The organism is Fervidicoccus sp. (assembly GCF_049967375.1).
GTDB lineage: Archaea > Thermoproteota > Thermoprotei_A > Sulfolobales > Fervidicoccaceae > Fervidicoccus > Fervidicoccus fontis.
Map to the genome: position 1 here is coordinate 16,330 of NZ_JBMFSV010000008.1, position 22,978 is coordinate 39,307.

The window sequence follows — 22,978 nt, forward strand, 5'->3', positions numbered from 1 at the left end:
ATGGAGGAAGAAGAGATTCAATCATATATTAATGCGGGAAAAATTTCCATAGAAGCGAAAAAATATGCGAGAAGCATAGCTAAGCCGGGGATGACTTTTTTCGAACTTGCAGAAAAGATTGAAGGAAAAATCCAAGAGCTAGGAGGAAAATTAGCTTTTCCCTGTAATCTTAGCTTTGGTCATGTAGCGGCGCATTATTCTCCTCTTTTAGATTCTGAAGATATAATACCGGAAAATGGAATATTGAAAATAGACCTTGGTGTGCATGTAAATGGATTTATTGCCGATACTGCTTTTAGCATAGATTTTTCAGGTGAAAATGAAAATCTCCTAATGGCTTCAAAAGAAGCATTAGAGAGGGCAATTGATATTATAAGACCGGGAATAAAGATATCTGAAATAAGTGAGATAATAGAAAAAACAATAATAAGTTATGAAGCAAAGCCTATAAGGAACTTAACTGGTCATGAATTGCAAAATTATAAATTGCACAGTGGTCTTGTTATTCCAAATACAAAAAATTTACTTGTAAGCGGAAGATTAAAGCCGAATATTGCAATAGCAATTGAACCTTTTGCTACGAATGGTGCAGGAATAGTTATAGATAGTAACTTCACTGCTATTTATTCATTAAATTTAAAATCACCTCATGAAACGAAAAAGCTAGAACCTACCCTAAGAGATTTTTATAGATATATATTTGATGAATTTAAGGAGCTTCCATTTAATGAAAGATACTTTAAAAATTACATTGATAAAAATACCTTCAGAAAAAATATAGCAACACTAGTTTCAAAGAAGTTAGCTATCGGATATCCAATGCTGATTGAGTCTGGAAATGGGGAAGTTGCCCAATTTGAAGAAAGCATTCTAATTTTGGAAAAGGAGGTAATACCATATACAAAAGAAAAAAGCTATTAAAATTTAAAAATTAGCATTTCAATAATCTGACCTCTTCCCTGCCATAAAGGGCAAGGCTTTCAGTTGTAAACATATTTAGCTAAACTTTAAGATAGAAGACATAGAGCGTGGTGAAAAGCTTAAAGGCGATTCTCTTCTTATTTCTTCTCTTTTCACAATTGGAAAATTTTCTTAAATAAATTTTGAAAAAAAGCTGTATATTCGAAACAAAATATTTTTTAATTTTTAATTTTATGCTAAATATAGAGCAAATAAGCAATTAAGTAAAAATTGAGGTTAATCCCTTGGAAAAAGTAAAAAACAACATAATTTGGGTAGTTGCTGTTGCCAGCATCTTTGTCGTTGTAGCGATTTATACTATTTTGATAAAAATGTTTCGCTTAAATTTTATTTATCTAATTTTAGAAGATCCTACAGGTTTTCTCCTTTCTACATTACTAATATTTATCGCAGAAACAATGAAGATCTTTAGGCTAAGGTTTATATTTAATAAATTAAAGGTGAAAGTTTCACTAAAAACACTTTTTCTTTCGAGATTTATGGGGGACTTTATGGGATTGATAACTGTATCTAATATAGGTTCTGAACCGACTAGAATTGCCACGATTGTCTCATTAGAAGGTATTCCGATACAGATAGCAATTTCATCTGGATTGCTGGAAACTTTTTATGACTCAATAATTTTAACTGCGATTGCATTTGTGGGCTCTATTGTCTTTTTTCCAACATCAATTTTAGTCTTAATTTCAACACTTATTACAATTTCCTTGTGGTTGTTTATATTTTTAGGTTTTGTTTTAAAAGAAAATATTCTTGTAAAAATTGTTGGGAAACTTTTCAAAAAAAGATTGACTCCAAAAATATTTGGCATATTTTTAGAAAAATATAAAGATTTTAGAGATTTGGTTAAAAAGGGAATAAGCAGTGAGATTAACAAAGGAGCAATATTATATACAATTTTTATTATTATTATATATGTATTTAGCTTTTTAGTTCTAGATCCAAGTTATGATTTAAGCTTAATAAACGTTATTAATGGATTATTTGCATACTCTATGAGTTACTCGGTACAATTGTATCCCACACCTGGAGGAAGCGGTTTTTTTGAATATGCACTGATAATTTCTACTGGAGTTGCAAACGCGATGATTTGGAGGCTTTCCTATATCTTTGTTTCTATAATACCTGCAGCTTTTTCGATGGTGTTTTTCGTCAAGCTAAGAAGTATATTTAAAGAGAATTTTAAAAGATCTCTTGAGTATGTATGATCGTTATTTAATATTTTGGAAAATGATCACTATCTTATATTTTTTAATCAATTGAGATTTTATAAGATTTGAAAAATTCTCTTTGCGGGTTCAGAAAAGATTAACTTAAAATTTTTCAAAAATATTATCTTACTATATCTTTTAAGATAAACAGAAATATCTGAACAAATTCGGTAAACTAATTTTACGCCTTAATTAGAGATATTTTTAATATAAAAACAACGTTTAGTATTTAATTTTTAAAAATTAGTAGTTTTAACAAAAAATTTTTAAGTGATTAATGATAATAATCATTCGAAGTAAAAAAGGTTGAGAATATTGTTGCAAGAAATTATATTTTATGGAAGAGGAGGGCAAGGAGCAGTTACATCTTCTGAACTTTTAGCGGCTGCAGCATCATATGAAAACTTCTATTCTCAAGCCTTTGCATTTTACGGAGCGGAAAGAAGAGGAGCTCCAGTAATGGCTTTCAGCAGGATAAGCGATAGTGTAATATACAAACATGGAATGTTTTTTGAAGTGGATAGTCTAGTAGTTTTAGATAGAGCTGTTTTGCCAAAGCTAAAAGATATTAAAATTAGGAAAAATGGAAATCTGTTAATTAATGCTTCATTAATCAATCTAAATGACCTAAAAAAATACTTGAACTTTATAGAAAATGTTAAAGTTTATACTGTTGATGCCAATGCTATAGCAAAAAATGAGGGCTTAGTAATGGCAGGGTGGCCTCTAGTAAATACAAGCATATTGGGAGCTTTCATAAAAATCCTCAGAATAATAAAACTAGATTCTCTATTAAATGCAATAGATGAAAACTTCGAAGGTCAGATTGCGGAAAAGAATAAAAAAGCGGTAAAAGTCGCTTATGAAAGCTTAAAGGAAATGGGTGAAATAAAAAATGAGTAATTTAAAAATTATTCCTTCAAAGAGCAAATTGCCTATATCCTATCCAAAAGAGGGTGCAGCAGGGAAAACAGGCGAGTGGAGGACTGAAAGACCAATAGTTGATATCAAAAAATGCACAAGATGCATGCTTTGCGAAACTTATTGCCCTGTAAACGCTATTAGGGTCGAAAAAGACACAGGAGCGACAATAAATTACGAATATTGCAAGGGATGCGGAATCTGCATGAATGTCTGCCCAGTAAAAGCAATTACTATGGTTCCAGAACCATCTTCAGAGGTGTTAAAATGAGTTCTAAAAATATCAATAAAAAAGTTTTAAGTGGAAATCATTCAGTTGCTTATGGAGTTAAATTATCAAAAGCTTCTGTCATATCGGCCTATCCCATTACACCTCAAACAGCAATAATTGAAAAACTATCTGAATTTGTAGAAAGAGGGGAATTAAAAGCGAGAATAATAAAAGTTGAGTCTGAGCACAGTGCTCTTGCAGCAACGTTTGGAGCAGCATTAGGAGGTGCAAGAGCTTTTACTGCAACTTCAAGCCATGGATTGCTTTATATGCACGAATGGTTGCACTGGGTATCAAGAAGCAGAATACCTGTAGTAATGGCAATAGTAACAAGAACAATTGGACTTCCTTGGAATATTTGGCCTGATCATTCCGACTACATGGATCAAAGAGATACAGGATGGATAATGACATTTGGAATGGATAATCAGGAAGTTTTAGACTTGACTTTGCAGGCATTTAAGCTTAGCGAAGATCCAGATATATATCTTCCTGTTATAGTTGGATTAGAAGGATTTGTACTAGGAGGAACTTATATGCCTGTAATATTGCCAGACGAGAGAGAAGCTGAAGATTTTGTGGGAGAAAGAGCTCAGCCGTACACTATTGATCCTAAAAACCCAATAGCTATTGGAAACATGACTCTTCCTGAAGGTACTGAAGAAATGTTTATGGATATGCAGAAATCGATGATGAACGTATATAAGAAAGCTAAAGAAATTGATTCAGAATATGGAAAGATTTTTGGGAGAAGCTATGGCGGACTTACCGCCTGTTATAAATGTGAGGATGCAAAATATATGATGGTAACTATGGGTGCTTGGAGCGGAGATGCTATTGAAGCAGTTAATGTCTTGAGAAGTGAAGGTTATCCTGTTGGATTGTTAAGGGTAAGGTACTTCAGACCGATGCCAACAGAGGACTATAAAAAGTATCTATTTAATTCAAAAATGACTATTGTATTCGATAGAAGCATCAGTTATGGAAGTACTGGCTCAATATATCAAGATGTCATAAGTAGTTTGCATTTAGCTTCTAGCAAAATTAATGTTGTACATAATGTTATTGCCGGAATAGGAGGAGTCGATATGACATTAAAAGACTTTTACGAAATTTTCAGGTCATTTTTGAAGCAATATGAATCAGGTGATGAATCGAATAAAGTTGTATGGTATCATAAAGGGGTGATGAACAATTTCAGCTTCGAATAAACCACCAATACCGTATCAAATGAGAGAGCATGTTCTTCCAGGAGATGCAGCTTGCCCTGGATGTCCAATACCCATCGGACTAAAGACTGTTGCTGCAGCATTTAACGGTAATGCTGTCTTGGTTATCCCTGCATGTTGCACATCAGTTGTCGTTGGAACATATCCATATAGCAGTTTAAAAATGAATATTGTTCATACACCATTTGCCAGTTCAGCAAGCGTAGCCAGCGGTTTGAGAGAAGCCCTAAAACAAAGAGGCTTAGAGGATACACAAGTTATAGTTTGGGCTGGAGATGGTGGTACTGCAGACATTGGTATGGCATCACTAAGTGGGGCTGCAGAAAGAAACGAAGACATAATATACATAATGTATGATAATGAAGCATATATGAATACAGGAATACAAAGAAGCAGTTCTACACCAATAAAGGCTTGGACAACTACAACTCCCGTATATGGAAAGAGCGAACCTAAAAAAGATGTAGCAAGAATAATGATTGCTCATAATGTTCCATATGTCGCTACTGCAAGCATTGCATATCCGCAAGATCTTTATCAAAAACTTAAAAAAGCTCAAGAAATTAGAGGATTTAGATTTATTCAGTTACATTCTCCTTGTCCTGTAGGATGGAGATTTGATGCATCGAAAACCGTAGAAGTAGCAAGACTGGCTGTAGAGACTGGCATGTGGATACTCTATGAGTACTTTGATAACAAGTTGAGAGTTTCAGGTCCTAGCATGCCTGTAATAAAAGAAGGAAAAATTAAACCTATTGAAGATTATATCAAAATCCAAAGAAGATTTAGCAATATAAGCGGAGAAGGGATTTTAGAAATCCAAAGGATGAGAGATAATAACATTGAATGGATTAAAAAATTATTATAAAATCCATAAACAAATTTTTTAATTAAAATTTTGAAGAATAACATCATTGCGTTTCTTCAACCAATATTTTTTGAGAAATCCCCCTACCGATTGCAATATTTAAATCTCTTATTTTTACAAGCAAAGGACCATAATTGTTTTTTATAACTTCAACCTCGGTTCCTGGAATAATTCCCAATCTCAAAAGTTTTTTTACAGCTTCTTCGCCAGCATCAATTCTAACAATTTTTACTTTTTCTCCTTCTCTTACATCTATTAACCTCTTCATCTTTACATTTACCTCTCTTTTAATTGAATCAATATGTAATCAATTGCCTTATCATAAGGAAGCTCTAGCCTTTTACCTGTATCTCTTTCTACAATGGTTATGTATCTTCCTTCTTTTTCTTTCTTGCCTATATATACATGGAATAGAATATTTTCAGAAGCACCTTTCTTCTTCTGTTTATCAACATTCCTTCTCATTAAGTCAATTTCAGTTTTAATACCTCTTGTTCTTAGCTCATATGAAAAGTTCCATGCGTATTTATAGCTATCTTCATTTAAAGTGATAATAAAAACCTTATTTTTCTTCTTAAATTTACTCGTTATATTTCTTTCTTCAAGTACATCAAAAATTCTTTCTATGCCCAGACTACCCCCTGTAGCTGGAAGATCGCTTCCTTTAAACATCTTAATAAGATTGTCATATCTGCCTCCTCCTGCTATCGAACCAGGGCTTCCCTTTTCCAGAGAAATTTCAAATATAATGCCAGTGTAATAATCCAACCCTCTTACAAGACTTAAATCGAACACTATGTGTTTTCTATGAGCCAAAAACTCTCTAAATTCTATTAGCTCATTTAATGGATCTTCGAGCGAAAAATCGAATTCGACGAGATTCTTTTTTATGTTTTCTAAGTTATCTATCGAATCTCTGTTGCTTATGAGATTTATAATCCAATTTATACTGGATTCGTCCAACCCAATTTTCTGCAATTCTAATATAACTCCATCAATTCCTATTTTATCTAGTTTATCAATAGCTCTCAAAACTGACGTCACGTTACTTCCAAGTCTTTTTTCGAATATTATATAAAGGATTTTTCTATGGTTAATCTTAACTATAAAGTCGTCTAAGCCAAGCTCTTCTAGAACTAAACTCATTGTATTTATTATTTCGGCATCAGATTCTACAAATTTTGAACCTACTGTATCGATATCTGCCTGAAGGAATTCTCTATATCTTCCTCTCTGTGGTTCTTCATGTCTCCATACATAGCTAATTTGGTGCCTTTTAAAAGGTAGCTGAAGCTCAGGATGTGATGCTACATACCTAGCTAATGGTACAGTTAAGTCGTATCTTAAAGCATACTCTTTTTCACTAAAAGGATCCTTAAATCTCCAAATTAGCTTGTTTTCAGCTTCTGGACCATACTTTCCAGCCAAGGTTTCCCAATATTCAATTGAAGGAGTATCCATTGGCGGAAAATCATTAATTTCAAAAATATTTCTTACTGTATTTATAACTTTTAATCTTAGTTCCATAACCTCTGGCGGAAAGTCTCTGAACCCTCTAGGAACTTCAGGTTTTGAACTCATTTTAAACCCTTTCTTTTGCGTGATGATTTTATTTTTTATTTAAAGCAAAAAATACTTTCCAAAAGGGATCCTCCTCTGGAAATTTTAATTCTTTAATAGTATTTTTACCTTTTATATATACTCCTCTTTTTCCTTTCTCTCTAATTCTTCCAATTATACCTGCTTTAATTCCTTTTCTAGAAAGAACATCAATAGCTTGATCAGCATATTCTTTCTTAACGGTAGCAATCAATGTGCCTTCGCTTATTGAAGCATATGGGTCTATTGGGATTTTGGTTTTTTCTTCGAAAATTCTCAATATTTTTTCAACATCATCATCAATAAAAAGAGATTCTTCCTGAATTTCTACTAAAGAATTGCTAGCTCTTGATATATCGTGTAGTGCACCCCATACTCCATATTCGGTAGCGTCATGCATGCTAGTTATAGCAGTTCTTAAACCTAATGATGACAAACTTAGTGCGTCTTCTACAACGCTCATTTTATAGAAAAAACTCTCTCCTTTTCTTCTCAGCTCATTTCCTCCTTCTTTTTCAACAATTTCCGGATACATAGTAGAAAGTATCCCTACTGCTTCTATAGCAGGTCCCTTTGTCATTAGGATCAAATCTCCTTCTTCAGCCATTTCTGTGGTGACATAATTACCTTTTTTTGCTACTGAAAGTACTGTTGCGCCACCTATCATAGGATAATCTGTACCGTCATATATTCCAGTATGACCGGCTACAATTGAAATGCCAAGCTTTTTACATTCATCACTAATTTTGCTCCATAATACCGAAAATTGCTCTTTTGTAATTTTTTTAGGCAAATTAAGGTCTATTGCCATATATTGTGCGGGATTCCCGCTTGTTGAAACATCGCTGGCAAGTATATGAACTGCAAACCATGCGCTTTTTTCCCATCCGTATTCTGGTACAACAAAAACCGGATCTGTCTTTACGATGATTGAATATTCGCCAATGTCGAAAACTCCAACATCAACTCCATGCTTGGGCCTTACCATAACATTATCTCTAAGTAGACCTATATTTGGATAGATAATTCTATCAAATATATCGTTTGGTAGCTTTCCTAATTTAAATAAACTCAACCCGTTCACCTTGAGTATAAAATATTTTCAATGCTTATTTAACTATGTTATCATTAAATAAATAAAAGAATTATTAGCTTTAAAAATTATTTTGAGATTATTATTCAATATTTTTAATCTTTTCTATAACTTCAGCTTTTGACTTCTCAAAATCTGGCTGATAGTTTGAATCTAATGGTACTTCCGAAAGGACTACCACTATCCTGCCATCTTCCATCTCTACAAAAAGCTGAGGTAAGCCTGCCATTCCCAGCTCATCTGTCACTCCGTGTTCGATAGCGAAAACGTAATCTTCGAGTTTTAATTCAAAGTCTAATCCTAATGTTTGTGCTACTTCTTGAGATAGCTGAAGCCATTTTTTATGATAAGGATGATGTTCCGCTGAAACTAAGATTAATTTTTTCGGTTTGCTCATATTTATATACACCCTCTTTTTGAACATTGTTTTACATGTTTTTCTTAAACAAATTGAAAATATATCTAAGTTTTACACTTTTGAAATTTTTTAATTTGAATATTTTTAAATAAAAAGAACTTATAAACATTTATTATATTATATATAGAAAAAATCTATTGTATTGTGCATAAAGATTTCTATATCGTTTTTATACGACTGGCCTAACTTTAATCCCATAGTATATCAGTCCATAATTTCCATCTTCGTTGATTTTCCTAAAGACTCTTTCTACAGTTATTCCTGGCTTTAGTTCATCCTCATTTTGCACATCAACTATTTGAGTAAGAACGTTAATTTCTCCAAATTTGACTATTCCCAAATAAATTGGCTTCTGAGATTTATAGGTATTTGGTGTTTCATATAGCTTGGTAAATGATATCAATGTTCCCGTTTCAGGGGGGAAGTAGTCCTCTAAATCACTTGAGTTACATTTGGGGCAAACATGTTTTGGCGGATAAAAAACATATCCGCATTTTTTGCATCTTTTTCCTACTAAATTATAATATTGTGATTTTTTCCTCCAAAATTTAGAAATTGAAAGTTTTTCCATGTTTCTCACCTTTAGGCTTTTGTCAAATGCAAAATAGCAGAAGAGCTGCCCGCTCCTCCTATTCCAATCATAATAGCATCATTTAAATCAATTTGATTACTTCTTATTTTTTCTCCCGACATCATAGCGGAAATTTCTGCAGCTTCATAAACCCCCAATGCACCAATCGGGTACCCTCTTGCCTTTGTACCTCCAGTTATATTTATCATTTGCTTATCTCCGATCCGAAACTTCCCACTGTAAATATCGGCAAAAAATTGACCTTTTTTAGATAAACCTATAGTTTCTGCAATAACAGCAGCAGTTATTGTATAATCATCAGACATGCTTATATATTCGGTTTTAGCTATATCTTCCGCAAAAGCGTTTATCCCATAGCATTGTCTTGCATATTCTAACGAATCAAAAAACAACAAACTTTCTCTTAAAGAAAGCTCAAATGTTCCCGAACTAATGCATCCTTTTCTTATTTCTACTACCCTTTTTTCTTTACCCACTAACTCCCGATCCTCTCCACTAATAAGCAATGCAGCAGCACCGTCGCTAATTGGTGGCGAATGTAACATCCTGATTGGAAGAGAAACCGCTTCTGATTCAAGCACCTGCTTAGTAGAGATTTTAAACCTCAACTGAGCATGATACGTTTCAGATGCGTTTTCATGCATAAGAATCGGCCAACTAGCAAATTCTTCCTCCTTCAATCCATACTTCTCTTGATAATATCTAGCAATTATACCGAAATTAGATGCTAAAGTAGAGCCGTAGATTCCTTCATATTCTATGTTCGTAAGTTGAGAAATCAGTGAATTATAAACTTCTGAATTATAATCGGACATTTTTTCAAACCCAATCAAAAGGACATGTTTTGAATAACCGGATTTTATTAAACTGTCAGCTAAGATTAAACCAGAGTGACCACTTATTTGTCCTGCTTCTACATTGAAGGTTCTTGCACCTTTTATTCCAAGCTCTTCAGATATTAAAGATGAAAACATGTTTTGTCTTTGCATAGAATATCCAAACGCGTTTGCAACTATAACTGTATCAACGAAAGATAAATTCCCAAATTGATCAAGCATTTTTTTCACAGCATTATATACCATATCTTCAATCGTACTGTAAAAGTCTCTTGAAATTTTAGTCAGACCAAATCCTGTTATAAATGCACTCATATAAATCACACACCAATCTTTTTTATCAAGTTCCTGTATCTAGAATATGTTGAGTAATTTATGTAAGTCTTTTTTTCAATATAATCTGAGACTTTTTTAGCTAGGTCTCTTTTGTTTTTAATCTTATCTGTAGTTACAATACTATAGGCATCACTTCCCGCACCGCTTCCGAATGGAGCAACCAAAATTCTTTTTCCAGGATCTACACTATCAAGGATCTTACTAAGACCCAGTAAAGCAGATCCGTTGTACGTATTTCCTATCTTGTTAACCACAATACTGGGAAACACCTTTTCCTTTGGGAAACCGAGCTTCTCAGCTACTCTTAATGGAAATTTTCCATTTGGCTGGTGAAAAATCGCATAGTCGAAATCCTCTACCTTTAAACCTGTTTTATTTAGCAAGCCTTTTACAGCACCTACAATATGATCAAAATATGCGGGATCCCCCGTAAATGCCTCCCCATGCAGAGGGTAAGGACTTAAACTTCTTCTCCAAAAATCAGTTGTATCAGTTACATAAGTATATGATGCCTCAAAAACTGCTACTGCCTCATTACTTGGACCTATAACGAATGCCGCAGCTCCACTACTAGCAGTATATTCAAGTACATCGCCAGGATTAGCTTGGGCAGTATCACTTCCAATAACAAGCGCATAATTAACCATTTGTGAAGAGACTAGTCCAATAGAAGCCCGAATTCCCTCGCTGCCAGCCCTGCACGCAAATTCTAAGTCGCTTGCCATAGTAGTGGGAGTTATCCCTAATGCATCTGCAATAACCGTTGCACTAGGCTTAACAGCATATGGCTTTGACTCGCTTCCAAAGAACACAGCCTCAATTTGTTTTGGATTAATTAATGCCCTCTTGATGGCATTTTTTGCTGCTTCATATCCCATAGTAATTGCATCTTCATCTATACCAGCGACGCTTTTTTCCTCGACATTTAGACCTTTAATCGATTCCAAATCATTGCCCCACATACCAGCTATTTCTTCAACTTTAATTCTATATATTGGAATATAAGCTCCCCATCCAATAATTCCTGCCTTACTTTCTGGAAAGATCCTTATCAAAATTTTCACCAAATTAACTTTAACTTTTATTATTAAAATTTTTTACTATTGCTAAAATAAAATTAGACAAAAGACTATATCAAAAATAAAAATTAGATAAGTCTATGTTTTAACTAATAATATTAAGTGGTGAAAATATTGAGTCATGCAAACGTTATTATTCCTATGATTTTCTTTGAGGTAAAAAAAGATAATGAACGTATAAGCAGTTATGTTATGGAAAATCATTATTTGTGCCAATTAGATGAAAAGGAAAGGATTATTCTTGCCTCAAAAATTAGTCCATTAGATGTATCAAAGATAAACGTAACTTGGTTTAATTCTGGTTTTGAACATACTTTATCTATGTGCATAAATTATAAAGACATTGAAACGCATGTAAAAAATTGGTATAATAAGGCAAGTGAAGACAGATATAACGATGCGAAAAAAGAAGGTGGATATGTGAAGAAATTTTTAACTACAGAACTAAACAGAATATTTTTAGGTGGAATATTTAACAAATACAATATGCCTAAAGGAGGGAAAATCTCTAAAGATTATTTTCTCCTAGGAATTTACGATGAGATTTTTGGTAAAGATTTCTCTATTATAAGAAAAGATGGATTTTTTGTAAAAGCTGAAGTAGATAAAAACTTAAATGCTGTTCGTATTCTTGATGAAAGACTCAAAAATATTGAGAAAATGCTTAACCTACTAATAAAAAAGGAAAAAATTTCTATTCAAAAAGATAACTTATAAGAATTTACATGTAGAAATCTTCAAATTTCTCTGCTTTCTTAAGATTTTTATATAACCAGCAACTAACTAGCCTTCCATCTTCAGTTATATAGTACCCTGGATCCTCTTTTTCACATATGTCTCCTAATATTGGTTTATTTTCATCGTAAGCCATGCATCTAGGATGGAAGCGGCATCCACTGGGAATATTAGCTGCACTTTGTACCTCTCCTTTTATAAATAGCTTTCTGACTTTTAATCTATTAGAGGGATCAGGCTCAGGTATAGCTGCAACCAATGCCCTTGTATAAGGATGCATCGGCTGTTCTATAATGTTTCTAGCTTTTCCCATTTCGACAATTTTTCCCAAATACATTACTGCTATTCTATCACATATGTATCGGGCAACTGCAAGGTCATGAGTTATAAAAAGATAACTTAATTTATTCTCGTTCTTAAAGTTCATCAATAATTCAAGTACTTCGGCCCTGATACTAACATCCAACATAGATACAGGTTCATCTGCAACTATTAATCTTGGGCTCATTATCATTGCTTTAGCAATAGCAATTCTCTGCCTTTGTCCTCCGCTAAGCTGATGAGGATGCCTATCAGCAAAATCTTCAGGTGGCTTTAATTTAACCTTTTCTAAAGTTTTATATACTAACTCTCTTTCTTCCTCTTCACTCAAGCCAATATTATGTATTTTTAACGGTTCTGTAAGAATGTCCATTATCTTATATCTCGGATTTAAGCTACCAAACGGATCTTGGTAAATCATTTGTATATCTTTTCTAATTGGTTTTACCTTTTTTGGAGGTAAGCCATAGATATTGACATATCCGTTGTTGACTTTTATTCCTTCTTTCTTCAGCCTCTCAATAGTTATATCACTAGGTCGGAATAACCCGACACCGCTTGTAATTGGAACCAATCTTAATAATGATTTACCAGTCGTTGTCTTTCCGCAACCAGATTCTCCTACTAGACAAAATGTCTCTTCCTTTTTAATGTTAAATGAAACATTGTCTACTGCTTTCACGTATCTTTGGGGCTTTCTTCTGAAAATCTCCCCTATACCCCTTTTGATCGGGAACCATACCATCAAGTTGTTGACTATCAACAAATTTTCAGGATGATCTTCAAAGAACTTTTCAAGCTCTTTAATTTCGGTCATTTATTTCTCACCATTACTCATTTTTCATAAAGCCAACACTTCACATAATGATCCTTTTCTACTTCAACAAAGTGAGGCCTTTCTTTTGTACAAATATCCACCGCTTTAGTGCACCTAGGATTGAACGGACATCCCTTGAGTGGAAAGATTAGATTTGGCGGCTCTCCAGGTATATATTCAAGCTTCTTAATATCACCTTTCAGCCTCGGTATACTCCTCAGCAATGCTTGCGTATAAGGATGCATTGGATTTAGAAAGATCTGCTCAGATGTTCCAAGCTCGACGATTTCGCCTGCATACATTATTGCTACTTTATCAGCAAGTTCTGCAATAACGCTCATATCATGAGTAATTAATATGAAGCTCAGTTTTTTCTCCTTCTTCAGCTCCTTCATTAAGTTTAATATCTGGGCTTGAACTACTACATCTAAAGCAGTTGTAGGTTCATCGGCAATAAAAACAGTTGGCTCTAATATGAGTGCCATCGCAATTACAGCTCTCTGCTTCATTCCCCCGCTTAATTCATGAGGATACCTTTTTACTACATCTGGATTCAACCCTACCATCTTTAAGTATTCTTTTACTTTTTCTATTGCCTCTTTTTTAGTATAGTTTTCATGAATAATTAGTGGTTCAGCTAATTGATCTCCTATTGTATATACCGGGTTGAAAGCGTTTATAGCACCTTGAAATACCATGCTAATCTTCTTCCATAACACTGTTCTTCTTCTTTCGGCATCTGATAGTTTTAAAACATCGATACCATCGACTTTCACGCTACCTTTTACAACTCTCCCTGGTGGCGGAGGCATTCCCATTATGCTCCACCCAAGTGTAGATTTTCCGCATCCGCTTTCTCCAGCAATTCCAAGCACTTCCTCTTTATTTAATTTAAAGCTCACATCGTGAACAGCTTTTACAGTACCTCTTGACGTATAATAGTGAGTTTCTAAATCATTAACTTCTAATACAACTGACATTATGATCACCTCTTTAGCTTTGGATTAAGTATGGTATCCAATGCCTGCCCAATCAATATAAATGTCAATCCTATCAATGTTATCATTAATCCTGGAGGAATTACCCACCACCAATATCCGTTTATTGTCGCCCCAGCAATTTCCGCCTCATTTAATATTCTCCCCCAAGTTACAATGCTAGGATCGCCTAATCCTAAAAAGCTCAAGCTTGCTTCCGTAAGTATAGCGCCGGGAACGCTTAAAGCCATGCTAGCGAATAGATATGGAAGCACTTGTGGAAAGATGTATCTTAGCAAGATCCTAGAGGAACTAGCACCTAGCGCTTTAGCTGCTTCAACATAAGTTTCCTCTTTAATTTGTAAAGCCATACTTCTTGTAACTATAGCGGTTGATGGCCAGCCAAATATAATTAGCATACTAATTACGTTCCATATTGAAGGTCTAAATATTATTGCTAACAATATCAATATTGGTAGAATTGGTATAGAGTAGAATATCTGAGCTACTCTTAACAATATTTCATCAGTTTTTCCGCCTAAGTACCCACCTATTACTCCATAAAGCCCTCCGAAGAGAACCGAAATCACGCTGACGCTAAAACCGATTATCAGTGCCCACCTAATTCCGTATATTAAACCCATAAATAAATCTCTGCCCACATTGTCAGTTCCAAATATTCCATAGCACCCACCTAATGCTGTTATTTCTTTGACATTTACTGTAAAGTTGCCTGTGCTATAGAACATTATTGTCCAGTTATAAGTTCCTGTCAAGTATGTAGGACTTGTTGTTTCAAGCATGTTTGGAGATAGGACTTCATGAATAGCATTAAAAGCCAGGCTCGGTAGTCTATATACATCTTGAATAGGAAGAGTTATGTTATTCTCTTGCAACCATGGAAGTATGTATGTGTTATCAGTTACCATGTTGTTTATATAGGTGGAAACAGGAAGTCTTATTGAACCTGTATAGCTGTTAGGACTAACACCGAATAAATTTGTAATTGATGTATATTGTCCACTGATTGGATTTCCAGTTAAATACAGTGTTTTATTGTCAGGTCTTGTCAACACCAGCATGACATATACTGGACTGTTATAATTTATATTGAATGAAAATATTATTTCGTTAGGAGGAACGTTCTTCAATTCATACATAAACGAATATTCTTTATAGGTAAAGTTCTCAAATTCGCCAGTTCTCACGATTAAGTTATCAGATTTTTCTTCACCAACGACTCTTACTGTGGAAAACTGATTACTTGTTGCCCAGCAGGGTGGGACGGCTTTAGGGTTGTCTTGCCAATATTGCAAATTATCCCAGTTTTTTATATCGTTCATATTTCCGATATATGGAAATAATAAAGCTAATAATAAAAAAATTAAAAATAAAGTAAATCCTGCAATCCCGACTTTTGATCTTTTTAATTCACCGAAAAACCTCTTTAAGCCTTTTGTAGAAAATCTCTTACTCAAAATTATTCCCCCCTTAGAAAATTTGTTGTCCACCAGATGTCTTCACTCTCGGATCAAGGAACACGTAAAGTATGTTGAGGATAATTACTGCAATTATAAACAATAATACTGTAATATACACGTTCCCTGCAATCAACATTGGCTCACTGTTTTCTATAGCTATCCAGAACAAAAGACCCATTCCAGGCCATCCGAATACTGTTTCAGTAATTATAGCTCCTCCTAGGCTTACTATGATATTCAGAACAGCTGTAGTAACAATTGGAGGACTTGCTGCTCTGAGGACGTGCCCGAATAAAACTCTTCTTTCTGGCACTCCTTTTGCTCTAGCAGTCATAACAAAGTCTTCAGCCATTTTTCCTATAACAACATTTCTAACTATATATGCCCATCCTCCGATGCTTACTAAAACTACGGTAATAAGCGGCAATGTCATATAATAAAGCCACGTTTGTATGTAGTCAAATACATAAGTAAAAAATCCTATTGCTCCAGAAGCATATTGAGCATGCAATTGTTGAATAGCAAAATATACTGGAAGGCTCTGTGTAGGGAACCAGTGCAAGTTAAAAGCGAAAGCCAGCAACATAAGCATTCCTACCCACCACATCGGCAAACTCGATGATAGTATTGCGAAAAACGAAACTAAGCTGTCTATTATTCCGTGCGGTCTTCTAGCAGCGTACATACCAAGACCCAAACCTAATAAGGTTGAAATTAACGTTGCTGTGAGAAACAGAATTACTGTATTCTTCAAAGCAAAAATAACTTGACCCGAAATTGATGTAGTGCCTGCCATATATGATTGCCTTGAATTGCCCAAATTCAACGTAAAAATATTTATCATCATATGATAAACTTTCGTTAACGGATTTCCGACAAGTCCAAAACGTACCATTAATGATTGCTGATACATATTAACAAGTTGTTGTCTTTGATCTGGAGGAATAGTTGGATTCTTTGCAAGTTGCCTTGCAAAATCCTGCACCATTTCAACAACTATACCCTGTAAAGTTGTCTGACTATAAAAAACCAATAACGCAGATATGATTGCGACTATTATGATTAATGCGGCTATATTGCTAATTATTTGTAAAGTTATAGTTCTGCTCAGGCTCGCCATTATAATCCAACCATACATAATTTTACTTAACTAAAAATATGAAAAATATTGTTATATTTAAAGTTTATTAAAGAAAAATGAGAATGCCATAGAACAAATTTTTATTAAAAAATGAAATAAATAATGAAATTTTTTTAAAAAAAATTATTATTTTTATTCAATTATTATACTTTATTTCTTCCTTCTTGTGAGGTAGTATGCCAATATAACGATTATTATGATAATTACAATCACTATTCCCCAGAGCAATGCAGATGACGTACCTGAAGGTGCTGTTGTAGTAGTTGGAGTTGTTGTAGTAGTTGGAGTTGTTGTAGTAGTTGGAGTTGTTGTAGTAGTTGTAGACGGAGATGTTGTAGTTCCGCTGACCACATATGCAGTATTAAGAGCCCAGATGCTCCCTAATCCTGTCTGAACGCCATAGTATGGAATAACTACTCTGGCTCCATTAACCATATAGTACTGCAATCCCTGCGTTAAGAATATTCTCCAGGACTGTTGCATTCCCATTACATCAAGCTTTACTATGTCATTAAGTAATTGATTTGCCTGTTGTGGAGTGTATATACCAAATGCCAAACTCTGACCTAGCTGAAAGATTGTCTGGTTCCATGGATACCACTGCTGGCTATTCGATGGGGTAGGCTGGAATCCGTATGTAAACGGAGCATACATCTGAGCTACATCATATCTCGCGAAGTATATAGGCTCATCGTAGTTGGCTACCCAACCTTCAGTATACATCGTCCATGGATGGTTCCCCATAGAGAATGACGCCATATCAGTTCCATAAACAGCTGTATTTGCTACTTGTCTAGTTATGTAATCTTCCTGTACATATATGTGGAAATACTGTTCAATCCATTGAGTTATCTGATCTCCTATAGCTTTTCTAAACGGATCGTCACCTCTGACCTCAAAGTATATTGTAACTTTCTTCTGTGTTCCATCGGGTAATATCAGATATAGCCATGTTCCGCTTGAATCTGTGATATATTTAAGTGACATTCCATAGCTATTCAAGCTCTGGTTGGCCTGCTGTATTGACTGGTTATAAATTGCTACCGCAGTTGTAGGATCTCCATTCCCATAAAGACCAAGTTGCTGCTCATATGTACTGACATTCAATGCTTTATATGCTGGGGATCCTGGAATTATCGCACTGTAGCATGGCACCGCGCTACCCTGGTAAACGTTTTGTACCAAAGAGTTTCTATTGATCAAAACGTTTAATGCAAATCTCACTCCCTGAAGAGCCATTGGGTTGAACTGGAAGTAATTGCTTTCCATTACGGTAGAGTTTATCAAGTTGATTGGTACCCAGTCAGGATGTCCGTATTTAGACAGGTCTATTCCTAATGTCGAGCTTGGGTTGTAGAGTACTAATCCTGGAACAATTGTGCCATTGAGAGTTCTATCCTTTAGTGGAATAGTTCCTGGCTGCGAAGGATCGTAAACATTGTTAACTGGGTTAACTCCAAGGTCATTATAGTTCGTTGTTGTTGGGATTAATGTTACAGTTGAGGGAACTGTACCTATCTTGTTTGTTGGCTCACTATAGAAGAATATGTCAGCTGTACCGCTCTTTACAGCTTGTATGCCCGCATCTTCCGTTGTAACTGACTCTACAAATATTTCATCAAGGCTTGGAACCGTTAAATTGTTCCATATATAGTGAATCTTTGGTAGTCCTAAGAATGTTCTGCTCTTCAGAACCATAGTGTTTGATTGAGCATTGTAAGAGTCTACATAGAATGGTCCGTTGCTGACTGCTGCGACTCCATGAGTGTTAATCCAGTTCACCAAAGCATTTACTCTCTGAGAGAGATCGCTTCCATAATTATATCCATATTTTGACAACCCATTAAAGTAATAAACGTTAGATGGAGTTAGGGCTAAGGCAGCAGCTTTGATTTGTTGCGCATTTATGAGCATATCAATTCCGCTGACTGTTCCCTTTGAAGTTGTTGTACTCTCCCACCATAAGTTAGTACTATTCATTACTGCAAGCTCCATTGCCGCAAGTAAATCATAAGGAACTCCTGGATATGGATCTACAGTATAAGCAATTAATGAAGGATCAACATCAACATAAGTTGTGTAAATCGCTAAGGACGTATCATTAATTATTTGGACACCTTCAAACATTCCTATTGTAGGTCCATACTCCGAAGAGAATGTCTCGTCGTAATACTGATCTGTTTGATTTGTTATATAGCTTGTATCAGTACTCCATCTCCACATGAAGGCTAGCCACGCAAGCACATCTGCAACACTAAAGTTTATGCCATCATGCCATGGAACTTGCTCGAAGTTGAATATTATTTCAACAGGTGCTTTTCCATTGTTCTGAATATAAGATGCTAGCGACTGATAAAACCCAGGTGGGGTTCCTCCTGAGCTTTGAAGCTGAGAATTTACGAATGAAGCGTATGTCGAATTTTGAGCAGCTTGATTTATTGGAACCCATTGAAGAGCAATTGGATCAAATACTAGAGCATTGCTCGGTATGGTAAGATAAGGAGTTATTACTCCTGTGGTTTGATTAACCGTATAATTTCCTATGTATTGATAAGTTGCTGTTGTTTGAACTGGCATTCCTGTGGATGGACTTGGATACACTCCCCACTCTCTAACGTGTATCCAAAGATCGTAGCTGTATACGTCTGTAAATCCTAGCACTGGATTCCATGGACTCATGAAAAGTCCTCCGGAAGAGCTAAATTCAATCAACGTTATCGAGTTTGCTGTCTGTGCGCTAGACAAGATTCCTGGCGCTGCTATACCAAAAGCTAATGTTATTATTAAAAGGAGAGAAAAAATCTTTAATTTTTCCATACATTCCACCTTTTTACTAATTAATTTATTTGTATGCACTATAATTTAATACTAAGGGAATTATATATAAAGTTAACCATCTCTAAAAGGGTCGTCTATGAGGGAAGATATTCCAATATGGCCTAAAGAAGAAAAGGTTGACGCTCCCTGGATACCCTCCTCCATTAAACCCATAATTTTTTCTTTTGAGATTGCAAAACTAAATAAAGATTCTAAAATATGCGATATTGGTTGTGGAGATGGGAGAGTTGCAATAATTGCTTCAAAGTATTTCGGTTGCAGTTCTACGTGCGTAGAAAAAAGGGAAGATTTATGCGCTTTGGCATTGAGCAACGCTATTTATAATAGTGTAAACGATAAATTTTCAGTCATATGCGAAGATGCGAGAAAGATCGACTACAGCGAATTTGACTTTATTTACATATACATGTTTCCATCTTTTTTGAGAGAGATTTCGCTAAAGCTCGATAAAGAGCTCAAAGAAGGAACAAAGATCGTAACGTTAGATTTTTCGATAGAAGGCTGGATTCCAATTCTTATGAAAAGAATAGAAGATGAAAAAGGTATTATCAGGAGTATATTTTTATATTTTATAGGAATTTCTAATCCATCTGCTTGGAGGATAAGAAGGTTTTATGGTTATCCTAGAATCTAAGCTTGGACTTACAAAAGTTGGAAAAGTTTTAGAAATAAGGAAACCTTTCCCTCTTATAGGTCATATTTCGTTTGGAATAATTGATAGAGGCTACAATAACTTACAGGTAAGAATTACAACGTTATGCAGTTTATCATGCATTTTCTGTAGCGTTTCAGCGGGTCCAAAATCAAATAGGGAAAGAGAGTTTATCCTAAGGGATCCTGAATGGCTTTACGAATGGATTAAGTATGCAGGCAATTTTAAAAGTAGTTTTCATTTAATTTTTGACGGGATGGGCGATCCTATTACTCATAAAGATCTTCCAGAGTTTGTCAAAGCTGTAAGGGAAATGAAAAATGTAAAATCGATAACAGTAGAAACTAGGTTATTTCCAGCAAACATTAAAACATTGGAAAAACTAAAAGATGCTGGAATTGACAGGCTAAATGTAAGTATAGATACTTTAAACGAGGAAAAAGGAAAATTGCTTTCTGGAAATAATTTTTATTCGGTAAAAAAAGTTAAAGAGCTCATTAAATATGCTCATGAAGAACTTGGAATTGCTATTCATTTAGCACCAGTTTGGATTCCAACAGTTAACGATGAGGATATTGAAGAAATAATAGAGTTTGCGATAAAAATTGGATTAGGTGAAAAGTTTCCCCCATTAGGAATTCAAAAGTATGTTTCTCATAAATACGGAAGAAAAGTCCCAGGAATAATGGCATTATCATGGAAGGAATTTGAAAAATGGATGAGAAAGCTTGAAGATAGATATAAGATAAAGCTCCTATTAGACCCTAAAGACTACGGACTAGAAAAATCTGAAAGGATACCGAACGGATATAAGAAAGGGGAGATTGTGAAGTTATCTTTAGTAGAAAAGGGCTTACTTAAAAACGAATATCTTGCTATACCACCAAAAAAAGATAGAGTTTTTACTTTGATAAGCAGAAGAGAAAGCTTAAGCATAGGGGATATCGTCTATGCCAAAATTATCCATGATAAAGACGGGATTTTAATCGCAATTCCAGTTTAGAAATCAAATAATTATTATCCTATTACCGCCTTTCCTTTTTGCTTCCTCTAAAATCTTTCTAGCAAATGATCTCCATGGAGTTCCATAATATGCTTCCTTTCTACTATTTGCATTTTTTCCTAAAACGTAGCCTTCTAAGCATACGACTGTAATATTTGCACCGTTTTTGTTTATTTCTTCTTTTATAGAATACAGATCTGATTCTAAATCTGAGCATCTCATCATAGGAAACTCTAAAACTGCTTCTTCTGTCCCTCTTTCTTTATTTACTCCGTAAATAATTATTCCTCTGAATTTTATTGCTAAAAAAATTACACCCTCTGTTAATGCGTTTGTTATAGAATTTTTAACGTATTCATTTAAACCTTTTTCTCTAACTACTTCTTCAAAGTTATCCAAATCTGCAATTACTATACTTCCCCATGTTAACTTGCTTGTCATATAATCACTACTTAAATAACTCAGTGTGAGATAGGGGCATCACTCCATTCGGTCAAGGGCTGCCCACATCATCATCGTCTATATGATTTAATAAAATAGCAAATTATAAAGTTAAATACGGTCTTTCTAAGCTAGATCTATTTATAAAACTTAATTAGTTCTCTGTGTATATTTGTGAAATAATTTTTATCCGCATATATAACATTAATGTGAACAAAATTATCATTACTATCGAGCTACGAAATTTGCTGTAAATGAGCTTGAAAAACTTTTATTCATAATTTTATCGAAAAATTTTTAAGTTGTTGCAAGAGTTCTTAAATTTTATATTTTTTGCCACAAATAAATTATTAAGAGGAACAAAAATGCTCAATTTAGGCGAGTTTTCTATAATAGCTGGAGAGCCAGCGATATTCCATGAGGCTTCTCAGAGCATTATAATTGCAGATCTGCATTTAGGATTCGAGGATGAAGCGGCTGAGAGTGGAGTCTTTCTCCCTAAGATGCAATTGAAAAAAGCAATTGATTTGATAATAAGGTTAAAGGAATTAACTAAAGCTAAAAAACTCATTATTAATGGAGACATAAAAAACAGCTTCAATAGACTGACAATTCAAGAGAGAGAAGAAATAATAAGATTTTTTGGGAAGTCAAAAGATCTCTACGATGAAGTCATTTTAGTAAGGGGTAATCATGATAATTATGTTTCAATAATTGCTGAAAAAATGAATGTACCCATTGTTGAAAGCTATAAGCTTTCAAATATGACTATTTTGCTACATGGACACAAATTGACAGAAGAGATCTTTAGTTATAAAAATATTATAATAGGGCATGAACATCCTTCTTTTACTATAAAAGACGAAATAGGAAGTGTTGTAAAAATGCCTTGCTTCTTGAAGGTTCCCTTAAAAAATGGTAGCAACGTAATAGTGATTCCCGCTGCAGGTTACTATCAATCAGGAAACCCAATCTCACTTATTAGAGAAAACTATCTTTCACCGATCATTAGAGAATATGGAATAATCGATGAGATAGTCCCAATCATAATTGATACATACAATAAAGACCTTATTGAGTTCCCAACGCTAAAAGCTATTGAAGAATCTTTTGGGATACATATTTAAAAGTGAGAAGT

The 22,978-nt window shown here is 34.5% G+C and carries 23 protein-coding genes; 10 read left to right on the forward strand and 13 right to left on the reverse strand.

Annotated elements, in window-relative coordinates; genetic code table 11:
- The 6 genes from map (at window position 1) to ACP5SL_RS02495 (ending at window position 5,481) form a co-directional block, all read left to right on the forward strand.
- On the forward strand, window positions 1–921 hold the full coding sequence (gene map / locus ACP5SL_RS02470) for a type II methionyl aminopeptidase (protein ID WP_428228138.1): 921 nt from the start codon (window positions 1–3) through the stop codon (window positions 919–921).
- Between the two features lie 284 nt (window positions 922–1,205).
- A complete protein-coding gene (locus ACP5SL_RS02475; protein WP_193804145.1) occupies window positions 1,206–2,189 on the forward strand; it encodes a flippase-like domain-containing protein in 984 nt (327 codons plus the stop codon).
- A gap of 321 nt (window positions 2,190–2,510) precedes the next feature.
- Window positions 2,511–3,095, forward strand: a complete 585-nt coding sequence (locus ACP5SL_RS02480; protein WP_428228139.1) for a 2-oxoacid:acceptor oxidoreductase family protein — start codon at window positions 2,511–2,513, stop codon at window positions 3,093–3,095.
- Window positions 3,088–3,384: a 4Fe-4S binding protein gene (locus ACP5SL_RS02485; protein ID WP_428228140.1), complete on the forward strand. Its 297-nt coding sequence runs from the start codon at window positions 3,088–3,090 to the stop codon at window positions 3,382–3,384. The genes ACP5SL_RS02480 and ACP5SL_RS02485 overlap by 8 nt, the downstream gene beginning before the upstream one ends.
- On the forward strand, window positions 3,381–4,595 hold the full coding sequence (locus tag ACP5SL_RS02490; RefSeq protein WP_014557466.1) for a pyruvate ferredoxin oxidoreductase: 1,215 nt from the start codon (window positions 3,381–3,383) through the stop codon (window positions 4,593–4,595). The genes ACP5SL_RS02485 and ACP5SL_RS02490 overlap by 4 nt, the downstream gene beginning before the upstream one ends.
- 19 nt (window positions 4,596–4,614) lie before the next feature.
- A complete protein-coding gene (locus tag ACP5SL_RS02495) occupies window positions 4,615–5,481 on the forward strand; it encodes a 3-methyl-2-oxobutanoate dehydrogenase subunit beta (RefSeq protein WP_193804143.1) in 867 nt (288 codons plus the stop codon).
- Between the two features lie 43 nt (window positions 5,482–5,524).
- Here the strand turns inward: ACP5SL_RS02495 and ACP5SL_RS02500 are convergent, their stop codons facing one another.
- The 7 genes from ACP5SL_RS02500 to ACP5SL_RS02530 form a co-directional block, all read right to left on the reverse strand.
- Window positions 5,525–5,749 carry a FeoA family protein gene (locus tag ACP5SL_RS02500; RefSeq protein ID WP_014557464.1) on the reverse strand — a complete coding sequence of 75 codons (225 nt, stop codon included), beginning with the start codon at window positions 5,747–5,749 and terminating at the stop codon, window positions 5,525–5,527.
- Window positions 5,750–5,757: 8 nt separating this feature from the next.
- On the reverse strand, window positions 5,758–7,062 hold the full coding sequence (hisS, locus tag ACP5SL_RS02505; protein ID WP_014557463.1) for a histidine--tRNA ligase: 1,305 nt from the start codon (window positions 7,060–7,062) through the stop codon (window positions 5,758–5,760).
- Between the two features lie 28 nt (window positions 7,063–7,090).
- Window positions 7,091–8,164: an AIR synthase family protein gene (locus tag ACP5SL_RS02510; protein ID WP_014557462.1), complete on the reverse strand. Its 1,074-nt coding sequence runs from the start codon at window positions 8,162–8,164 to the stop codon at window positions 7,091–7,093.
- A 91-nt stretch (window positions 8,165–8,255) separates the two neighbouring features.
- A complete protein-coding gene (locus ACP5SL_RS02515; RefSeq protein ID WP_228009442.1) occupies window positions 8,256–8,570 on the reverse strand; it encodes a hypothetical protein in 315 nt (104 codons plus the stop codon).
- 190 nt (window positions 8,571–8,760) lie between these two features.
- Window positions 8,761–9,162 (reverse strand): Zn-ribbon domain-containing OB-fold protein, encoded by a 402-nt coding sequence (locus tag ACP5SL_RS02520; protein WP_272985864.1) that lies wholly within the window; start codon window positions 9,160–9,162, stop codon window positions 8,761–8,763.
- An 11-nt stretch (window positions 9,163–9,173) separates the two neighbouring features.
- A complete protein-coding gene (locus ACP5SL_RS02525) occupies window positions 9,174–10,334 on the reverse strand; it encodes a thiolase family protein (protein WP_272985862.1) in 1,161 nt (386 codons plus the stop codon).
- 5 nt (window positions 10,335–10,339) lie between these two features.
- Window positions 10,340–11,401 (reverse strand): hydroxymethylglutaryl-CoA synthase, encoded by a 1,062-nt coding sequence (locus ACP5SL_RS02530; protein WP_148683817.1) that lies wholly within the window; start codon window positions 11,399–11,401, stop codon window positions 10,340–10,342.
- 147 nt (window positions 11,402–11,548) lie between these two features.
- Between ACP5SL_RS02530 and ACP5SL_RS02535 the strand changes: the two genes are divergently transcribed.
- Complete coding sequence (locus tag ACP5SL_RS02535) at window positions 11,549–12,151, forward strand: hypothetical protein (RefSeq protein ID WP_272985860.1); 603 nt, start codon at window positions 11,549–11,551, stop codon at window positions 12,149–12,151.
- Between the two features lie 4 nt (window positions 12,152–12,155).
- Here ACP5SL_RS02535 and ACP5SL_RS02540 read toward each other — a convergent pair whose 3' ends face one another.
- The 5 genes from ACP5SL_RS02540 to ACP5SL_RS02560 all read right to left on the reverse strand — a co-directional run bounded on the left by ACP5SL_RS02540 (window position 12,156) and on the right by ACP5SL_RS02560 (window position 19,723).
- On the reverse strand, window positions 12,156–13,307 hold the full coding sequence (locus tag ACP5SL_RS02540; protein WP_428228141.1) for an ABC transporter ATP-binding protein: 1,152 nt from the start codon (window positions 13,305–13,307) through the stop codon (window positions 12,156–12,158).
- Between the two features lie 17 nt (window positions 13,308–13,324).
- A complete protein-coding gene (locus ACP5SL_RS02545) occupies window positions 13,325–14,287 on the reverse strand; it encodes an ABC transporter ATP-binding protein (protein ID WP_014557455.1) in 963 nt (320 codons plus the stop codon).
- A 5-nt stretch (window positions 14,288–14,292) separates the two neighbouring features.
- Window positions 14,293–15,762: an ABC transporter permease gene (locus ACP5SL_RS02550; protein WP_428228142.1), complete on the reverse strand. Its 1,470-nt coding sequence runs from the start codon at window positions 15,760–15,762 to the stop codon at window positions 14,293–14,295.
- Between the two features lie 13 nt (window positions 15,763–15,775).
- Window positions 15,776–16,885, reverse strand: a complete 1,110-nt coding sequence (locus tag ACP5SL_RS02555; protein WP_428228143.1) for an ABC transporter permease — start codon at window positions 16,883–16,885, stop codon at window positions 15,776–15,778.
- Between the two features lie 171 nt (window positions 16,886–17,056).
- Window positions 17,057–19,723 (reverse strand): ABC transporter substrate-binding protein, encoded by a 2,667-nt coding sequence (locus ACP5SL_RS02560; RefSeq protein ID WP_428228144.1) that lies wholly within the window; start codon window positions 19,721–19,723, stop codon window positions 17,057–17,059.
- 97 nt (window positions 19,724–19,820) lie between these two features.
- Between ACP5SL_RS02560 and ACP5SL_RS02565 the strand changes: the two genes are divergently transcribed.
- Window positions 19,821–20,378: a class I SAM-dependent methyltransferase gene (locus ACP5SL_RS02565; RefSeq protein ID WP_193804127.1), complete on the forward strand. Its 558-nt coding sequence runs from the start codon at window positions 19,821–19,823 to the stop codon at window positions 20,376–20,378.
- On the forward strand, window positions 20,359–21,399 hold the full coding sequence (locus ACP5SL_RS02570) for a radical SAM protein (RefSeq protein ID WP_272985852.1): 1,041 nt from the start codon (window positions 20,359–20,361) through the stop codon (window positions 21,397–21,399). Before ACP5SL_RS02565 ends, ACP5SL_RS02570 begins: the two co-directional genes overlap by 20 nt.
- A 3-nt stretch (window positions 21,400–21,402) precedes the next feature.
- Here the strand turns inward: ACP5SL_RS02570 and ACP5SL_RS02575 are convergent, their stop codons facing one another.
- A complete protein-coding gene (locus tag ACP5SL_RS02575; RefSeq protein ID WP_014557449.1) occupies window positions 21,403–21,840 on the reverse strand; it encodes a hypothetical protein in 438 nt (145 codons plus the stop codon).
- Window positions 21,841–22,205: 365 nt separating this feature from the next.
- Here ACP5SL_RS02575 and ACP5SL_RS02580 point away from each other — a divergent pair, with 365 nt between their 5' ends.
- A complete protein-coding gene (locus ACP5SL_RS02580; protein WP_148683494.1) occupies window positions 22,206–22,967 on the forward strand; it encodes a metallophosphoesterase in 762 nt (253 codons plus the stop codon).
- The last annotated feature ends 11 nt before the right edge of the window (window positions 22,968–22,978 follow it).